Annotated in this window: 11 protein-coding genes, 2 pseudogenes and 1 other annotated feature; of the genes and pseudogenes, 9 read left to right on the forward strand and 4 right to left on the reverse strand. The window is 35.8% G+C overall.

Going from position 1 to position 18,740, the window contains the following annotated elements; genetic code table 11:
• Nucleotides 1–247: 247 nt before the first annotated feature.
• Together ACIQ7L_RS20825 and ACIQ7L_RS20830 are read right to left on the reverse strand one after the other, a co-directional pair.
• Nucleotides 248–461: pseudogene (locus ACIQ7L_RS20825) on the reverse strand (acetyltransferase); the annotation flags it as partial.
• A pseudogene (locus ACIQ7L_RS20830) lies at nucleotides 436–612 on the reverse strand (acetyltransferase); the annotation flags it as partial. The pseudogenes ACIQ7L_RS20830 and ACIQ7L_RS20825, both read right to left, overlap by 26 nt.
• Nucleotides 613–728: 116 nt before the next feature.
• Between ACIQ7L_RS20830 and cls the strand changes: the two are divergent.
• Entirely contained in the window at nucleotides 729–1,940 is a 1,212-nt protein-coding gene (gene cls / locus ACIQ7L_RS20835) for a cardiolipin synthase (RefSeq protein WP_400571311.1), read from the forward strand.
• Between the two features lie 450 nt (nucleotides 1,941–2,390).
• On the opposite strand, the gene pyrH is transcribed toward cls, so the two are convergent.
• Complete coding sequence (gene pyrH, locus ACIQ7L_RS20840; RefSeq protein ID WP_400571312.1) at nucleotides 2,391–3,134, reverse strand: UMP kinase; 744 nt, start codon at nucleotides 3,132–3,134, stop codon at nucleotides 2,391–2,393.
• A gap of 383 nt (nucleotides 3,135–3,517) precedes the next feature.
• On the opposite strand from pyrH, the gene ACIQ7L_RS20845 reads away from it, so the two are divergent.
• The 6 genes from ACIQ7L_RS20845 to ACIQ7L_RS20870 all read left to right on the forward strand — a co-directional run bounded on the left by ACIQ7L_RS20845 (nucleotide 3,518) and on the right by ACIQ7L_RS20870 (nucleotide 13,969).
• Entirely contained in the window at nucleotides 3,518–4,789 is a 1,272-nt protein-coding gene (locus tag ACIQ7L_RS20845) for a cation:dicarboxylate symporter family transporter (RefSeq protein ID WP_400571313.1), read from the forward strand.
• 24 nt (nucleotides 4,790–4,813) lie between these two features.
• A complete protein-coding gene (gene aspA, locus ACIQ7L_RS20850; protein ID WP_097896309.1) occupies nucleotides 4,814–6,253 on the forward strand; it encodes an aspartate ammonia-lyase in 1,440 nt (479 codons plus the stop codon).
• 52 nt (nucleotides 6,254–6,305) lie between these two features.
• Entirely contained in the window at nucleotides 6,306–8,039 is a 1,734-nt protein-coding gene (malS, locus tag ACIQ7L_RS20855) for an oxaloacetate-decarboxylating malate dehydrogenase (protein ID WP_400571462.1), read from the forward strand.
• A gap of 74 nt (nucleotides 8,040–8,113) precedes the next feature.
• Complete coding sequence (locus ACIQ7L_RS20860; RefSeq protein WP_400571314.1) at nucleotides 8,114–9,427, forward strand: ATP-binding protein; 1,314 nt, start codon at nucleotides 8,114–8,116, stop codon at nucleotides 9,425–9,427.
• Nucleotide 9,428: 1 nt separating this feature from the next.
• Entirely contained in the window at nucleotides 9,429–10,367 is a 939-nt protein-coding gene (locus tag ACIQ7L_RS20865) for a response regulator (protein ID WP_097896313.1), read from the forward strand.
• A 389-nt stretch (nucleotides 10,368–10,756) separates the two neighbouring features.
• Nucleotides 10,757–13,969, forward strand: a complete 3,213-nt coding sequence (locus ACIQ7L_RS20870) for a DEAD/DEAH box helicase (protein ID WP_400571315.1) — start codon at nucleotides 10,757–10,759, stop codon at nucleotides 13,967–13,969.
• Between the two features lie 107 nt (nucleotides 13,970–14,076).
• On the opposite strand, the gene ACIQ7L_RS20875 is transcribed toward ACIQ7L_RS20870, so the two are convergent.
• Nucleotides 14,077–14,211: a DUF3934 domain-containing protein gene (locus tag ACIQ7L_RS20875; RefSeq protein ID WP_097896317.1), complete on the reverse strand. Its 135-nt coding sequence runs from the start codon at nucleotides 14,209–14,211 to the stop codon at nucleotides 14,077–14,079.
• Nucleotides 14,212–14,711: 500 nt separating this feature from the next.
• Nucleotides 14,712–14,972 (forward strand) — a binding site (T-box leader).
• Between the two features lie 71 nt (nucleotides 14,973–15,043).
• On the opposite strand from ACIQ7L_RS20875, the gene asnA reads away from it, so the two are divergent.
• Together asnA and ACIQ7L_RS20885 are read left to right on the forward strand one after the other, a co-directional pair.
• Nucleotides 15,044–16,027: an aspartate--ammonia ligase gene (asnA, locus tag ACIQ7L_RS20880; protein ID WP_400571316.1), complete on the forward strand. Its 984-nt coding sequence runs from the start codon at nucleotides 15,044–15,046 to the stop codon at nucleotides 16,025–16,027.
• A 533-nt stretch (nucleotides 16,028–16,560) separates the two neighbouring features.
• Nucleotides 16,561–18,576, forward strand: a complete 2,016-nt coding sequence (locus ACIQ7L_RS20885) for a class I SAM-dependent methyltransferase (protein ID WP_400571317.1) — start codon at nucleotides 16,561–16,563, stop codon at nucleotides 18,574–18,576.
• Nucleotides 18,577–18,740 lie beyond the last annotated feature (164 nt).

Here is an 18,740-nt window from a genome sequence, read left to right on the forward strand (position 1 = left end):
GCATCTTCCTCGGGTCTCATTGGCATGCAAATGCAGGGGGCGATGGCCATATTCGCAGTTAATTTAAAACGAATCATGACCTTAATGAAAGAAAAGAAGTAAAAAAAGCATAAGAAAAAGGCGACTTTCCGTTCAAAATTGAACGGAAAGTCACCTTTTTTCGTTTCACATATGTTTTACGGAATGAAAAACGTAAGTTTTTCAGTGCCCTCGTATGAGGCCGCATCCTTTTTTGTATGTTAGTAAATTAAAGTATCCTTTGTAATAGGGGTATGCTTTTATATAAAACCTCATTATGAGAGCCATGCACTATATATTTCTCACCATCTAAAAACACTATTCGTAATGGTATTTCCATCATCCAATTTTGTGAGAATATTTCCTACAACTTTACCATCTGCCCATATTATTTTGGAATGTGAGGGGATTACTTGTAAATATCGAATCGTTTCTTTCGTATCCCATATTTTCTAACATCATGATGAAAGGGTCATATACAAATGCAGCTAACCCGAAGCTCCAATTACCTGTACCCGGAATAATAACATTACTCATAGAACCAAAAAGTCCCGGAAAAAAGACGATGGGTCGTTTTCTTTTATTGGTTTTCATAGTCTCCACCTTTTTATATGAATATTTTTCTCATAACAGTGGCTGAAATAAGCATTAAAATCAGATTTTGTTGAACACTACATAAAAGAAATGACTATGAGTGGAAGGAAACTGAGATGGTGAAAAAAATACTACGTGTTATTTCTATTATCATTAGCATAGTGATTTTCTTTGTTATTTGGATGCATATTGACGTAACACTCGGAAGAAAAATAGAAGCTGAGAAAAATCGCTTGAAGGAGTATCCACCTCATTATAGTGATTTTCAATTATATGTAGAGGGGGAATCACTATATCGTCAGCTCTTTTCTGATATAAAAGGAGCAAAAAACTCTATATTCACTTATTTCTATATTATTTCGGATGATAAAAGCAGCCATACGTTTTTAAAATTGTTAAAGGAAAAGGCGAAAGAAGGGGTAGAAGTATATTTATCAATTGATTGGATTAACGATCTATCTTTTGAAAGAAAGTTAAAAGATGAATTGCAGGCAAGTGGCGTTCATTTTACGTATAGTAGAAAACCGGAATTTCCATTCTTTTTTTATTCGCTTCATCACCGGAATCATCGTCGCATTACAACAATAGATGGAAAAGTTGGTTATACTGGAGGCTTCAACATAGGTGATGAGTACTTAGGAAAAGACAAGCGTTTCGGATACTGGAGAGATTACCATGTACGAGTACAGGGAGAGGGAGTAACGGATTTAGAAGAGCAATTTGTATTAGATTGGAAACGGGACACTTCAGAAGAAATGAAGCGGACAGTTCAGCGGACAGTTAAAGGAAACACGTTACATACTATGTTTAGTTATAATGGTCATGGGATTATTGCGAAATATATTTCTCTCATAAATCAGGCCAAACATTCTATTGTGATTGCTACACCGTATTTTATACCGCGAGATCAAAAACTCATGGATGCATTAATTCAGGCTCGAAAGCGTGGTGTATCTGTAAAAATACTTTGGTCTTATAAACCAGATGTACCTCTTATTAAAGAAGCGGCGTATCCGTATATTCGTCAATCTGTCGAGAATGGGATTACAGTATATGGTTATAAAAAGGGGATGTTCCATGGGAAGTTAATATTTATTGATAATGAAACAACCATTATTGGTACAACAAACTTTACTTCGCGAAGCTTTCATATAAATGATGAAATGGATTTGTATATACATGGTGGTCCTATCGTATCACAAGTGAATCAAGCGTTAGCGCAAGATTTTCATGATTCAAAAGAAATAACAACAGCCTTTTTTGAAACATTATCTTTTTTTGAGCGTTGTAAGGAGAAAGTAGCAAGGTTGATTAGTTTTTATTTATAAGAAGTGGATGACGGGAGGAAAGGGATACGGTAGGATGTCGTATCCTTTTTTTCATGAATGTGAAAAGGAGATGATAGTATTTTGCATTTTTAGGTTTACTTGCCTTTTTCTTCTTGATATTGTTTTGGTATGAAACACAATATTTTAATATAGAGAGGTGCCTGTGAAATGTGGTGTGGTGTTTAATGATGAGGAATATATTTAAATTCATTACAGTCTTTATATATATGGTATTAGTACAGTATGTATTTAATATGTTAGTAGAGCAGGGAGTACTAGTTAAAAACTATGTGTATTTGTTAATTACAGCACCTATTCTGTTCATTGGAGTGTTTAGTATTTTGTATATTTTTGAGCAGGGTGCTAAGGATAAGAAGTAGAACGTGATATGCGTATTGAAACGATATGGGAGAAAAGGGATGTAATGCACACCCCTTTTATTAGAAATATTTAATTTTCATGTACAAGCTTAGTAACATCATCATTTATTAATGTCCCCACATGTTCACCTAAACATATTTTCTTCATAACTCCAGATTCATCAAAATTAAAGACATGTACTGGTAAGTGATAGTCGCGAGCAAGTAATAAAGCAGATTGGTCCATTACTTGTATATTGTGCTGAACGACATCATTATAATTAAGTTTTCGATACATTTTTGCTGATTTATTTCGTTTTGGATCACTTGTGAAGACGCCGTCTACTCCTTGTTTTGCGACTAAAATGGCATCGCTATTCATTTCGATTGCTCGTTGTACACTTGGATAATCTGTTGTAACGAAAGGTTGCCCATTTCCGCCACCAAAAATGACGATATATCCTTTTTCTAAATGATGTACAGCTCGTAAGCGAATATAAGGTTCTGCGACTGCTGTAAAGGGGATAGATGTCATAACGCGTACTTCTGTATCTGTTTTACTTGTTAATACACCCCGAAGCATGAGGCTATTAATAATTGTGCCTAAAGTTCCGATATTGTCTGCTTCAACACGGTCAATCCCCCATTCTTCCGCTAAGTTTCCTCTGAAAATGTTCCCTCCGCCAATGACAATTGAGACTTCGATACCTAAATCAACAATGGATAAAATTTCAGTCGCGATATGCTCTAAACGTTTGGAGCCAAAGCTATTTCCGTCTTGATCAGCAAGCGCGCCTCCGCTTAATTTAATTAAAATACGTTTGTATGGTTTCATGAAAATCCCCCTATATAGATGGCAATAAAAAAGGAACAAAGGCGGGCGCCCTTGTTCCTTGCTAAAAAAAGAAATAGAAAAGAAATAGATATAATGAAGTCCTTCATGTAATTTTTCATAACATCCACTCCTTTTCATTTTAATTAGTTTCGATTCGAATAAATATATCTTTTAGATTATACAAAATAATCTGATGTTTCATCAAGGTTATTTTATTTCTTTTTTTATGAAATAGTGTCAATGAATATTTTAAGAAAAAAATTAGGATTTTTTGTGACAAACTTGTAGGTTTTTGTCTGATTTTGTAGGTTCACCTATATCATGTGTGAGTAAGCTCTTATAAATACAAATTGAAAGCGTTCGCATGAAGGGGATGAAAATACATGAAAAAATTTGGATTAGCAACACAAATATTTGTCGCACTTGTTTTAGGGATTGTAGTAGGGGCAATCTTTTATGGCAATAAAACGGCAATTTCTTATATCACACCAATTGGGGATATATTTATTCATTTAATTAAAATGATTGTAGTACCGATTGTTATTTCAGCACTGATTGTTGCAGTAGCTGGTGTAGGTGATATGAAGAAGCTAGGGAAATTAGGCGGTAAGACAATTCTTTACTTTGAAATTATCACAACGATTGCGATTTTGATGGGATTACTTGCAGCTAATGTGTTCCAGCCAGGTACAGGCGTGGATATGAATAACCTGCAGCAAAGTGATATTTCAGCATATAAGCAAACGGCTGATGCAACACAGAAAAAAGGTTTTGCAGAAACAATTGTTCACATTGTACCAAAGAATGTATTTGAATCAATTGCACAAGGCGATCTATTACCAATTATTTTCTTCTCAGTTTTATTTGGTTTAGGAGTTGCGGCGATTGGTGAAAAAGGAAAGCCTGTGTTTAACTTCTTTGAAGGTGTACTTGAGGCAATGTTTTGGGTCACAAACCAAGTTATGAAATTTGCTCCATTCGGTGTATTTGCATTAATTGCTGTTACAGTTGCAAAGTTTGGCGTAGGAACACTTCTTCCTTTAGGAAAATTAGTGCTAGCTGTGTATGTAACTGTTATACTATTCGTTATTGTTGTATTAGGTATTAATGCGCGAATGGTAGGAGTAAACATTTTTACATTAATGAAAATTTTAAAAGAAGAGCTTATTCTTTCATTTACAACAGCAAGTTCAGAAGCTGTTTTACCTAATATTATGAGGAAAATGGAAGAGTTCGGTTGTCCGAAGGCCGTTGCCTCTTTTGTTATTCCGACAGGTTACACATTTAATTTAACTGGTTCAGCGATTTACCAAGCGTTAGCAGCATTGTTCGTTGCACAAATGTATGGTGTACACATGTCATTAACGGAGCAGATTACGCTATTATTCGTTCTCATGCTGACATCAAAAGGTATGGCAGGGGTTCCTGGTGCATCATTTGTTGTTGTACTTGCAACATTAGGCTCAATGGGATTACCGCTTGAAGGAATCGCGTTAATTGCTGGTATTGACCGCATTTTGGATATGATTCGCTCAGCTGTCAATGTATTAGGAAATGCATTAGCAGCCATTGTTATGTCGAAGTGGGAAGGCGAATTTGATCATGAGAAAGCAAAACGATATGTAGAAACAGTCAAACAAACAAAAGCAGCATAAGAAATAGATGAGGAGTGGGTATTGATGGCAACATTAACTGAAACTACAAAAAATATGCGAATTGAAAAAGACTTTTTAGGTGAAAAAGAAGTACCGATGCATGCTTATTATGGAGTTCAAACAATGCGTGCTGTAGAGAACTTTCCGATTACAGGATATAAAATCCATGAAGGTTTAATTAAGGCACTTGCGATTGTTAAAAAAGCGGCTGCACTTGCGAACACGGATGTAGGACGATTGGAATTGAAAAAGGGCGGTGCTATTGCAGAAGCGGCGCAAGAAATTCTTGAAGGAAAATGGCATGATCATTTTATTGTTGACCCAATTCAGGGCGGTGCAGGAACTTCTATGAACATGAATGCAAATGAAGTCATTGCCAATCGTGCTCTTGAATTATTAGAGATGGAAAAGGGAGACTATCATTATATTAGTCCAAATAGCCATGTGAATATGGCGCAGTCAACAAATGATGCATTCCCAACAGCAATCCATATTGCAACATTAAATGCGCTGGAAGAATTATTACAAACGATGGGATATATGCATGACGTATTTGAATTGAAAGCAGGGCAATTTGATCATGTGATTAAAATGGGACGTACACATTTACAAGACGCTGTACCAATTCGTCTTGGACAAGAATTTAAAGCCTATGCTCGCGTTATTGAACGTGATATAAAACGAATTCAGCAATCCCGTCAACATTTATATGAAGTAAATATGGGAGCAACAGCAGTTGGTACAGGATTAAATGCAGATCCAGAGTACATTGAAGCAGTAGTGAAACATTTAGCTGCGATTAGTGAGTTACCTCTTGTTGGGGCGGAAGATTTGGTAGATGCAACGCAAAATACAGATGCATATACGGAAGTATCAGCTGCGCTGAAAGTATGTATGATGAATATGTCTAAAATTGCAAATGATCTTCGTTTAATGGCATCAGGCCCACGTGTTGGACTTGCAGAAATTATGCTGCCAGCTCGTCAACCAGGCTCATCTATTATGCCAGGAAAAGTAAACCCTGTTATGCCGGAAGTAATTAACCAAATCGCATTCCAAGTAATCGGTAACGACCATACGATTTGTCTTGCTTCAGAAGCTGGTCAATTAGAACTAAACGTTATGGAACCAGTACTTGTCTTTAACTTACTTCAATCCATTAGCATTATGAATAACGGTTTCCGTGCCTTTACAGATAATTGTCTAAAAGGAATTGAAGCAAATGAAGGACGTTTGAAAGAATATGTTGAGAAAAGCGTAGGGATTATTACAGCTGTGAACCCTCATATTGGTTATGAAGCAGCGGCTCGCGTTGCAAAAGAAGCAATCGCAACTGGGCAGTCTGTAAGGGAGCTTTGCGTGAAAAATGGTGTTTTATCACAAGAAGAATTAGATTTAATTTTAGATCCATATGAAATGACACATCCAGGAATTGCGGGAGCAGCTCTTCTAAAGAAAAATTAAAAAAAGAGGGGACATTCCCCTCTTTTTTGTTTACAATATAGAAATGTTATATATAAATAAGGGTAGGGATGTTATGAGTAAATTTACGGTTTCCTCTAATGGAACATTAGAAACAACATTAAGAGGAGGAGAAGTATTGGCAACACCGCTTTTAAATAAAGGTGTCGCTTTCACGAAAGAAGAAAGAGAAGAACTAGGATTAAAAGGGTTATTACCGCCAGCGGTATTAACATTAGATGAACAAGCACGCCGTGCATATGAACAATTTTGTTCGCAGCCGGATGATTTATTAAAAAACGTATATTTAACAGCGTTACATGATCGAAATGAAGTGTTGTTTTATCGCTTATTAACAGATCATTTACGAGAGATGCTTCCAATTGTGTACACGCCAACTGTTGGTGTAGCAATTCAAAGATATAGTCATGAATATCGTAAGCCGCGCGGAGTTTATTTATCAATTAATGATCCTTCTGGTATTGAAGAAGCATTTTCTAATATTGGTGCAACAGCTGAAAATATTGATTTAGTCGTTGTAACAGACGGAGAAGGAATACTAGGAATTGGTGACTGGGGCGTTGGTGGTATTAATATCGCTATCGGAAAGTTAGCTGTTTATACGGCGGCAGTTGGAATCGATCCTAGTCGTGTATTACCTGTTATTTTAGATGTAGGAACGAACCGAGATGATTTATTAAATAATCCGTTTTATATTGGAAACCGTCATCCGCGTGTGACTGGTGAAGCTTATGATACATTTATCGATACATTTGTAAAAGCTGTATGTAACAAGTTTCCGAAAGCATTATTACACTGGGAAGACTTTAGTTCGCGTAATGCACGCAAAATCTTAGATAAATATCGTAATCATGTATGTACATTTAATGATGATATTCAAGGAACAGGTGCTGTTTCACTTGCAGCAGTATTATCAGCCGTAAAAGCTTCAGGTGTCCCGCTTTGTGAACACCGCGTTGTTATCTTTGGTTCTGGTACGGCTGGAATCGGAATTACCGATCAAGTGCGAGATGCGATGATTCGCGCAGGATTATCGGAGAAAGAAGCAAACGAGCATTTTTGGTGTATTGATCGTAACGGTTTACTTACAGATAATATGGAAGATCTTCTTGATTTCCAACGTCAATACGCACGTAAGGAATCTGAAATGAATCAATGGAAACAAGGTGAAGTAATTGGACTTGCAGAAGTTGTGAAACATGTAAGGCCAACAATTTTAATTGGTACATCAACAGTAGCAGGTGCATTTACAGAGGAGATTATAAAGGAAATGGCTTCTCATGTAGATAGACCTATTATTTTACCAATGTCTAATCCAACACCGCTTGCAGAAGCAAAACCAGTAGATTTAATCCATTGGACAGAAGGACGAGCGCTAGTGGCAACAGGAAGTCCATTTGAACCAGTTACATATAATGGTGTAACATATGTAATTGGACAATCAAATAATGCACTTATCTTCCCAGGTCTTGGTCTTGGAACAATTGTTGTTCGTGCGAGTGTAATGACAGATGGTATGTTTGCAGCAGCGGCAGAGGCAGTAGCAAGCAGGGTAGATACAAGTAAGCCAGGAGCACCAATTCTTCCAGAAGTCGAAGAATTGCGTAACATTTCTGAGATAGTTGCAATTGAAGTAGCGAAAGTTGCGGTTGCCGAAGGTGTAGCTCGTGAGAAACTTGATGATAACGATATCAAGGAAGCTGTAAAAAAAGCAATGTGGCAGCCTGTGTATCGCCAAATTAGAGCAGTCGAAATGGTAAGAATATAGAAAGAAAGCCCGTTTATATGATAAGCGGGCTTTCCTTGTTCAATTTTTGAACAAACATATTTCATAAATAGGAAGTGGCATTTTTGAGTTGGAATCAATTATGGAAGAAAGATATGTCCCTTTTAATTATTTTGATGGTGGTTGTTCCGATTGCTGGAGAGCTAAATTTTCATCCGTTTAATGATACATTCCGTGTTAGTTTTGGGACGCCAATTTTTTTCTTTTTGCTATTGTTTTTACGGAAAATACCAGCTGCAGTAGCCGGTATACTTGTTGGGTTATCTGTAGTAGGGTTTCGAGTTTGTCTTGATTGGATGTTACAAGGGTCTTTTCATGTAACGGAGTCTTTTTATTTGCGTTATCCAGTCTTCTTTTATTATTTTGTTTATGGAAGTTTATTTTCAGTATGTAGAGTAAATAAATTTCATCAGAAACCATTTGTAATTGGGTGTCTTGGGATTACAATTGAGATTATAGCAAGCATGTCAGAACTTGCTTTTTATCATGTTTTAGTACTCGGTACGACAATAACTTTTTCTGAAGTAAATAAGATCATCATTATCGCTATTTTTCGAAGCTTTTTTGCTCTTGGATTTTTGAATATGATGAACTTGTATGAAACGAAATTAAAAGAATTACAAATTCGGAAAGAAAATGAAAAAATGTTGATGCATCTTTCTAATTTATATGTAGAGTCGGTTCATTTAAAAAAGACACTTCAAAATGCAGAGTTAATTACACAAGAAGCGTATCAATTATACCGAAATTTACAAGCGAGTGATGATGCAAGTAGCATAGGAATGCATAGTAAAAAAGCGCTAAAAATTGCTGGGGAAGTACACGAAATAAAAAAAGATAATCAAAGAATTTTTGCGGGATTATCAAAACTTTTATTAGATAAAAATCTTTCTGAGTATATAGAAGGTCATGAGTTGACAGAAATGATTGTTAGGATAAATGAGAAGTACGCGCAGCTATTAGGAAAAAAGATAACATTTTCTAAAAGTATAGAAGGTGAGCATGCCGAATATCATGTTTATACTGTATTGTCGCTTTTAAACAATTTAGTTGCAAATGCTGTTGAAGCAATCGAGAGCACCGGTACAATTATAATAAAGGCATATAAAAGAGACACGAATGTGATATTTGAAGTAATCGATGATGGACCTGGTATTTTAGCAAAATATAAAGAGTTAGTATTTAAACCGGGATTTACGTCGAAATATGATCAAACAGGGGCAGCATCGACAGGCATTGGACTTTCCTATATAAAAGAGATGGCTACAGAACTTGGAGGAGAAGTGAAGCTCCAAGGTAGCGAAACCAGCGGAGGATGTAAGTTTATTGTCTGTTTACCAGAGTCAAGTTTAGTACGGGAGGGGGAATAAGGTGTTTTATTATATCGTAGATGATGATGAAGTATTCCGCTCTATGCTTTCACAAATCATTGAAGATGGTGATCTTGGAGAAGTAGTGGGAGAAGCGGAAGATGGCGCTTTCATCGAAGCTGATCAGCTAAATTATAAAAAGATAGATATTTTATTTATTGATTTATTAATGCCGATTCGAGATGGGATTGAAACGGTTCGTCACATCCTGCCAGCGTTTACAGGAAAAATAATTATGATTTCTCAAGTAGAATCGAAACAGCTAATTGGAGAAGCGTATTCGCTCGGGGTAGAATACTATATTACAAAACCATTAAACAAAATTGAAGTTGTATCGGTTGTAAGAAAAGTGATGGAACGCATCCGATTGGAACGCTCCATACAAGATATTCAAAAATCATTGAATAACGTCTTTCAATGGGAACAACCGCAAGTTCGAAATGAACCAGTGCAAGAAGAGAAAAAAATAACGGATTCAGGGCGTTATTTATTATCAGAACTTGGCATTGCTGGAGAGAATGGAAGTAAAGATTTCCTTAGTATGCTGGAATATTTATTTGGGCAAGAAAAAGAAAAAACATTTGAATACGGGTTTCCAGCATTGAAAGATATTTTTCACTATATTACAGTCAAAAAATTAGGAGAAGCGGCCTCGGAAGTGGAAATTGATAAAGAAAGAAAAGCTTCAGAACAAAGGGTACGCAGAGCGATTTATCAATCTTTAAATCATCTAGCTTCCCTTGGCTTAACAGACTTTTCGAATCCCAAGTTTGAAAGCTATGCTCCGAAGTTTTTTGATTTTACTGTTGTTCGGAAACGTATGACAGAAATGACGAAGGAAGAACTAGCAACCTCTGGACATACGAGAATTAATACGAAGAAGTTTATACAAGTATTATATTTTGAGGCGAAGAGGTTAATGGAAATAGAATCAATATAAAAAAGGCTTTCTTATTTTGTAAATGAAGAGGAATTTCAGGGTGAGAATTTCTTTAAAACAATAATTTATCCCGCATTAACGGGCAGTAATACTCCCACCTCAAAATTGGGAGAAAGCAAAGAAGTTAGGTGGGAGATAAACCGCCCGTAAAAGCTCGATTGGTGAGGGCTAATAATCAGTAAGGGATGAAGAAAACCCCCACTGATTAAAGTTTCACTTTATATGTAAAGCTATATACGTCCTGTTTATAAGTACATTACTCTCAAATGAGTAGTGTATTTTTTATGTTATTTTATATTTAAGTGTATAACATGTAAAATGTTGTATAAGAGAAAGTTTTTAATAACTTTAGGAATGTGAATCTTTAGTTTTAGGGAAGGGTCAAAATAATGAGTTTTACATTAAATAAAACAATAATTAAACAGTTATGCGGAGAAACCTCTTACAAAAAGGGCGAGGCTTATTATAGGACAAACAAAGTTAATATTACGAATTATGACGTTGAGAGAAATGTTTGCGAGGCAACAGTGGAAGGGAACGAAGATTTTCACGTCATAATAGAAAACGCTGATAATGGTGATATTGTTGGCAAATGTAGTTGCCCTTCACTGGCTTCTTTTCATTCATACTGCCAACATATTGCCGCTGTATTATTATATGTCAATAATTTTCAGCAAACTGGACGCTCACTACATTCTAGCGATTTCACAAATAGTATGTCTAGAAATGTTCAATTCGCGAACGGGATGTTGGATTTATTTGGTGAAAGGCCACTGCGTCCGAAAAGTAAGCAACATCGGTTTGATACACGTAAGATACTTGATGTGGAATTTATTTGTATGCCAGTTGTTTCAAGAAATGGGGGAGCTTTATTTGGAATTCAGGTAAAGCTAGAGAAGTTATACTCTATATATAAGATTAGAGAGTTTCTTAATAAAGTGGAACAAAGAGAGTCTTTCATATGTTCAAATGATTTTACTTATATGCCAGAGGCCCACAGTTTTCAACAAGAAACTGATGCGGTCATTCAACAATTGATTCAAATTTATCGTAACGAAAAAATGTATGTAGAATCGTTGCAAATAAGTTCCGAGCAAGATGAAAGTATGATTTTAATTCCACCCGCTTCATGGGACTACATGCTTTCATTGCTTTCCGCTACTCAATTTGCAACGTTTGCGTATGATGGGAACTCATTTCATGGCATACAAGTTTCAAAAAAGTTATTACCGATAGAGTTTGAGTTCAGTAAAGGTGCAAATGGAGGATATACCCTTCAAATCAGCGGTTTACATCAAGTTTACGTAATGGATACATATGCGTATGCTCTTTCTGGAGGGCGCTTATATCGCTTGAATGCGGATGATTGTAATCGACTGGTTGAATTAAAAAGAATGATGCGTAATGCACAAAGTAATCAATTTCATATTTCAAATGAGAAAATGAAGTACTTTGTAGAAAAGGTAGTACCAGGTTTAATGAAACTTGGAAATGTTCGAATGGATGAAGTCATATCAGAGCGAATTGAAAAAACACCTCTGAAAGCGAAATTATTTTTAGATCGAGTTAAGAATCGTTTATTGGCAGGTCTAGAATTTCAATATGGAAATGTTGTCATTAATCCGTTAGAAGAGGATGGACAACCCTCTGTCCTTCATCGGGATGAGAAAAGAGAACAAGAAATATTACAAATTATGAATGAAAGTGCCTTTGCGAAGACAGAAGGCGGTTATTTTATGCATAATGAGGAAGCGGAATATAACTTCTTATATCATGTTGTTCCGAAATTGAAAGGTCTACTGGAGATTTATGCGACTACGGCTATTAAGTTGCGTATTCATGGAGGAAACAGTGTACCTCTCATAAGGATAAGGCGGAAAGAACGAATTGATTGGTTATCATTCCGTTTTGATATAAAAGGTATACCGGAAGCAGAAATTAAAGGAGTATTAGCTGCTCTTGAGGAGAAACGAAAATATTATCGATTAGCGAGCGGTGCTTTATTATCATTGGAGAGTAAAGAATTTAATGAAATTAATCAATTTGTAAAGGAATCGGGTATTCGAAAAGAATTTTTAAAAGGAGAAGAAGTGAATGTATCTCTTATTCGTAGTGTGAAATGGATGAACTCACTTCAAGAAGGAAATGTTTTAAGTTTAGATAAATCCGTTCAAGAATTAGTAGAAAACATTCAAAATCCGAAAAAATTAAAATTTACTGTGCCAAATAGTTTAAATACAGTAATGAGAGAGTATCAAACATACGGATTCCAGTGGATGAAAACACTTGCTTATTATCGTTTTGGGGGCATTTTAGCAGATGATATGGGACTCGGCAAAACGTTGCAAAGCATTGCTTTTATAGATTCTGTTTTACCTGAAATTCGAGAGAAGAAACTGCCTATATTAGTTGTCTCTCCGTCTTCGCTCGTTTATAACTGGTTAATTGAGTTGAAAAAATTTGCGCCACATATTAGAGCTGTTATTGCAGATGGGAACCAAACGGAGCGCCGTAAGCTTTTAAAAGATATTACAAAATTTGATGTCGTGATTACGTCATATCCTTTATTACGAAGAGATATAAGACTATATGCACAGCCATTTCATACGTTATTTCTTGATGAAGCACAAGCGTTTAAAAACCATACGACGCAAACTGCAAGAGCAGTGAAAACCATTCAGGCTGAGTACCGTTTCGGGTTAACAGGAACACCTGTAGAAAATTCATTAGAAGAACTATGGTCTATTTTTCACGTCGTCTTCCCGGAATTACTACCGGGAAGAAAAGAGTTCGGTGATTTAAGGCGTGAAGACATAGCGAAGCGCGTAAAACCTTTCGTATTAAGACGATTAAAAGAAGATGTATTAAATGAGTTACCAGAGAAAATAGAGCACTTACAATCATCGGAGCTATTGCCGGATCAGAAGAGGCTTTATGCAGCTTATTTAGCAAAGTTAAGAGAAGAAACTTTAAAACATTTGGATAAAGATACGTTGCGTAAAAATAAAATTAGGATTTTAGCTGGTTTAACGAGACTACGACAAATTTGTTGTCATCCAGGTTTGTTTGTTGATGATTATAAGGGAAGTTCAGCTAAATTTGAACAGCTACTAGAAATTATAGAGGAGTGTAGAAGTACAGGGAAGAGGATTCTTATATTTTCACAATTCACGAAGATGCTTTCCATTATTGGACGTGAATTGAACCGACAAGCTGTATCTTTTTTCTATTTAGATGGGAACACTCCAGCGTTTGAACGTGTAGAGTTATGCAATCGGTTTAACGAAGGGGAAGGAGAGTTATTCCTTATCTCTTTAAAGGCTGGTGGTACTGGACTTAATTTAACGGGAGCGGATACTGTTATACTGTACGATTTATGGTGGAACCCTGCGGTCGAACAGCAGGCAGCAGACCGGGCGTATCGGATGGGGCAAAAGAATACTGTACAAGTTATTAAGTTAGTAGCACAGGGTACAATCGAGGAAAAAATGCATGAACTGCAAGAGAGCAAGAAAAATTTAATTGCAGAGATTATCGAATCTGGACAAGAAAAATTATCATCAATTACTGAGGAAGAAATCCGGGATATTCTTATGATTTAATATCATGAATATAAAAAGCTATGCTCTCATAAATGTGAAAGCATAGCTTTTTTGTAATAATTATATTCTTTTTCGTGTAAAGTAAATAAATCACATGCGTTCCTTAATTATTTTTTTGTGCCTTTACTTTTATATGGTTTCGCATTTTGCTTTTTCTTAGCACTAGATTGCCAGCGGTTCCAGCCTTTACTTCCTGTACCTTGGCCTACACCCTTCTTAGGTTTTGCTTTTGTTTTACTCATATGATCACTCCGTTATTATAGAAAATCTACTTTGATAGTAGTCAATGCCTTTGAAAGATAATCTCGATCTATGACTATGTTTGTTCCTAACAGTTACTGATAAGAACAAACAACTGAATGATATAGTATATCATAAAATCGGCAATAATTTGATGCATTATGAGATCATTATCGAAATTTGTATAGATTCATTCGAATTGTAGAACGTTATTACATATGAAAAGAATCGCAAAGGAAATGAGAATGATGAGAAATACAATGGATTCGGTTTTTCGGACGATTACACTACTTGTCATATACATGATGGTTACAGTGAGTAAATCATTTTTAAAATTAAAACAACAAAAGAAGCGGTAGATTTGATAAGGGTTTTTCATTAATACAAACAATCAATAAAGCTGTAAAATAAAGAATTGAAAAATAATTTTAAACTTTTTGTTGACTTTCTCGTTTTTTTGTATAGAATAATCATTAATAAAATGTTTCAGAGATGTGACAACAAAACGACTATGAAAGGACGAGTAGTAGTAGGAAGTAGTCAAAGCGAGTCAGGGGTGGTGTGAGCCTGATACGAAGCCTGTTATGAAGAACCTCCTGGAGTCGCTAACCGAAACCCTTTAGGGGAAAGTAGACTTAGCCGGGAACTTCGCCGTTACAAGAAGAACAGTATCGAGATTTCTTTAATCTCCGTACTGAATAAGTGAGCAACCTCTGTTGCTAATTTGGGTGGTACCGCGGAACCAAAGCCTTTCGTCCCAGTTTTTTTGGGAAAGAAGGGCTTTTTTTGTTGGCTTCTTTCCACTACATCCAAACATTTTAGGAGGAAACCAACATGTATCAATCATTAATGACAGTAAGAGAGACACAAATCGCAATTAAGGAAGTTAAAACATTTTTTGAGGATCAATTAGCAAAACGTCTTGGATTATTCCGCGTATCTGCACCATTATTCGTAACAAAAAAATCAGGTTTAAACGATCATTTAAACGGTGTAGAACGTCCAATTGAATTTGATATGCTTCATTCAGGAGAAGAATTAGAAATTGTTCATTCACTAGCGAAATGGAAACGATTTGCACTCCATGAATATGGTTACGAGGCTGGTGAAGGTTTATATACAAACATGAACGCGATTCGCCGCGATGAGGAACTTGATGCAACACATTCAATTTATGTTGACCAATGGGATTGGGAAAAAATTATTCAAAAAGAATGGCGTACAGTAGATTACTTACAAGAAACAGTACGAACAATTTATGGAATATTCAAAGATTTAGAAGATTATTTGTTTGAAAAATATCCGTTCCTTGGTAAGTATTTACCAGAAGATGTCGTATTTATCACATCTCAAGAGTTAGAAGATAAATACCCAGAGTTAACGCCGAAAGACCGTGAGCATGCAATTGCGAAGGAGCACGGTGCAGTCTTTATTATCGGAATTGGTGATGCACTTCGCTCTGGTGAAAAACATGATGGACGCGCAGCTGACTACGATGATTGGAAATTAAACGGAGACATCTTATTCTGGCATCCAGTACTGCAATCTTCATTTGAATTATCATCAATGGGAATTCGTGTTGATAGCAAATCACTTGATGAACAGTTAACAAAGACGGGTGAAGATTTCAAACGTGATTATGATTTCCATAAGGGGATTTTAGAAGAAGTACTCCCATTAACACTTGGTGGTGGTATTGGGCAATCAAGAATGTGCATGTACTTCTTACGTAAAGCGCATATCGGTGAAGTTCAATCATCCGTATGGCCTGATGACATGCGTGAAGCTTGTAAGAAGGAAAACATCCACTTATTTTAATGAGGAATGAATTGAACTACTTTTTGAACGGGGATTGACGATTTATAAGTCTACCAAAAGAATGATTTAAATTATATATACATCGATTAAAAACCGACATAAAACCCATCTTCTTAGGTAGGAGAGAGCATAGAAGCGGTCTGCCACATGCGAAGTAACAACAGAAAGAGCAAACGAGTGTAGGTCACTTTTTCTTCTGTATAGCAGGGACAGGGATTTAGATGTCGAAAAATTAAAATGGATTTATATAGCTTTACCTTTTCACTAATTTTAAAGTGTGAAGCTTTTCAAAAAACATCCGAAATATCAAGAGATATCATCTTTTTCTGTTGAAGGCAGAGGAAAAGAGGTACATGATATTTTTGGATGTTTTTTACGTTTTGCACAAAGGAATGTCGTACATTATCAAAAGAAGTAACGGCTAATTGTATGATAGACTGGGATTTGAAATAGCATGTGTGTAGTAGGTACGCATTTGTTTGATAGATGTCTTAGATAGAATGGTTATTGGATAACAAAAAGGAGAGAAAAGTATGTTACATAGTTTACATGCAATAGAAGAAGCGCGGAACGGAAATATGTATACGAAAGAAGCGAATATATGGTTAGGTTTTTTGTTGGAAGAATATGGAGTGGTAAGTGTAGAAAGGAATTACCGAAGTGTATTAGAGTATGTAGAACGGACACTAAGACATTTAGAAAAAATGAATGTTTCATATGGTATTCGTGCTCGTGTAGAAACGGTATTGTGCTGGAGTGAAGTATCGAAGTGTGGTTCTGTAACGCAGCGCAAGAAGTGGAAAGATTTAGGGGTATCTTTTTTAGCACATAATGAAGATTCAGCTTATATTTATAGACGCTATTTCCCATATGATGATGTAACTTTTACACTTATTCGTACACATGGATTAATAGGACAAGTTTTACGAGGAGAAGTGTCCATGACTTCTCATGAAGAATTGGTAAGATTATGGCAGAAAGGTGTAATTTCAAAAGATGAAATGCGTGAAGTGCTTCGGGTTTTAAATGAATGTATTATTGCTGGCGTATCGTATAAGTTATGGAAAAGAGTGCAAGGAGAGGTATATGAACGTATTGAACAAATACTTTGCGGAGAATTGATTGAATATAGTGTTAAGGAACGAATTCGGCGGTTACGTACGAATGCTTCACCTAATGATACATATTTTGTTCAAGAGTATAATTCAATTATGAATGATAGGTTAGAAGAAATGTTTACCGTTTTATTTGATTATGATCTTTGGTATGTAGAAGCAGCATTAACTCATTTTAGTTTTGAAGAATTCGTGAAAGTATTTACATTAGCCTATCAACATATTACTCAGAAGAATGTAGATCATATCAGTTTCCAGCCTCTTATGGACGCATTATATTATGAGAGAGATGGAGAGAAATACTTAAATATTTATACGAAACGAGCAATTGAAAAAGTATTGCGAAGCGTATCTGTAGTAGAATTGCTGCATATGAGCCAAATTCCTAAATCAGAAATGTATCCGGAATTAAAGGTGATTGAAAATGTATTAACAATTGGTTTTGGAACAAGTGAAGTTGGAAAAACGCTCATCGAATTTTGTTTGGCTTGTAAAAAAGAAAATAATGCTCATTATGAACAAGCTGTCATGATGTTATGTGAAATATTTGGCTTACGCCGTGACATGTTTGACCGATTGGAAAATGAGGAAGAATATCTTTCCCATATGAATGGAAGTGTAGATGATAAAGTCGCGGTTCTTCCATATGTAGTAGGAGATACAATAGTAGAAATTGGTCCTGGTGGGGGCGCGATGATGAATAAATTTAAAGAAGCTTACCCGAATAAATCGGTTATTGGAGTAGATCTATCACGTAATGTAATTGAGAAGTTAACAAGTGATAAATACGAAAAAGGCCACGACTGGGAAGTTACACTAGGGGATGCTTTACATCTTGCAGATACATTTCATCCGGAAAGTATTTCTACAGTTCATTGTGGCTCAGTGAATCATGAGATTTTTTCTTACGGAGAAACAGATGGTAAGAAATTTAATGTTGCAACAATGGAACGTTTAGTGAAAAGTGTATTTCAAGTATTGAACCATGGTGGACGTTGGATTATTCGTGATGGAGTAAAGACAGAAAGTAAAGAATGGTGTGAATTACATTTTCACGATGAAACGGCTATGCCTTTTTTAAAAAACTATCAACGTGATTTTAAAGGGCGACAAATTCAGGGCAATATATTGGATGTGGATCGAGTAAGGATGCCAGTTAATGATGCAATGGAATTTTTATATACGTATACATGGGGAGAAGAAGCGTATCCACATGAGGTGCAAGAACAATTTGGTGTATTTACACTTCAAGAATATATTGATTTTGTAGAGAGTGTTGTAGGTTCAGAGAATGTAAAAGTAATTGAGGCCAAGCAGTACCTTTTAGAAGGTTATATAGAACATTTATCGCAAAAAGTTACATTGTATGATGAACACGGTGAACAAATAGCATTGCCAAATAGTACATGTTTGATTGTGTTTGAGAAAAGGTAAAAGAGAAGGAATCATGTTTTTTTACTTAGAGGATAGAAGATGGGGCTAGCAAAATTCGATTGCGTTGCCTCTTTTCAGAAAAGATTCCGAAACGGATTTACATATAATCTGTTTCGGAATCTTTTTTTATGAGCAGGTATAAATTGAGCTTTAGAAATTATGTG

It is taken from the genome of Bacillus sp. NPDC094106 (assembly GCF_044764345.1).
Lineage (GTDB): Bacteria > Bacillota > Bacilli > Bacillales > Bacillaceae_G > Bacillus_A.

What these genes read in the sequence shown, in the direction of transcription:
- ACIQ7L_RS20885 (WP_400571317.1), top strand. Translation starts at nt 16,561, where the DNA reads ATGTTACATAGTTTACATGCAATAGAAGAAGCGCGGAACGGAAATATG.
- ACIQ7L_RS20875 (WP_097896317.1), bottom strand. Translation starts at nt 14,211, where the DNA reads ATGAGTAAAACAAAAGCAAAACCTAAGAAGGGTGTAGGCCAAGGTACA.
- pyrH (WP_400571312.1), bottom strand. Translation starts at nt 3,134, where the DNA reads ATGAAACCATACAAACGTATTTTAATTAAATTAAGCGGAGGCGCGCTT.
- aspA (WP_097896309.1), top strand. Translation starts at nt 4,814, where the DNA reads ATGGCAACATTAACTGAAACTACAAAAAATATGCGAATTGAAAAAGAC.
- ACIQ7L_RS20845 (WP_400571313.1), top strand. Translation starts at nt 3,518, where the DNA reads ATGAAAAAATTTGGATTAGCAACACAAATATTTGTCGCACTTGTTTTA.
- asnA (WP_400571316.1), top strand. Translation starts at nt 15,044, where the DNA reads ATGTATCAATCATTAATGACAGTAAGAGAGACACAAATCGCAATTAAG.
- cls (WP_400571311.1), top strand. Translation starts at nt 729, where the DNA reads ATGGTGAAAAAAATACTACGTGTTATTTCTATTATCATTAGCATAGTG.
- ACIQ7L_RS20870 (WP_400571315.1), top strand. Translation starts at nt 10,757, where the DNA reads ATGAGTTTTACATTAAATAAAACAATAATTAAACAGTTATGCGGAGAA.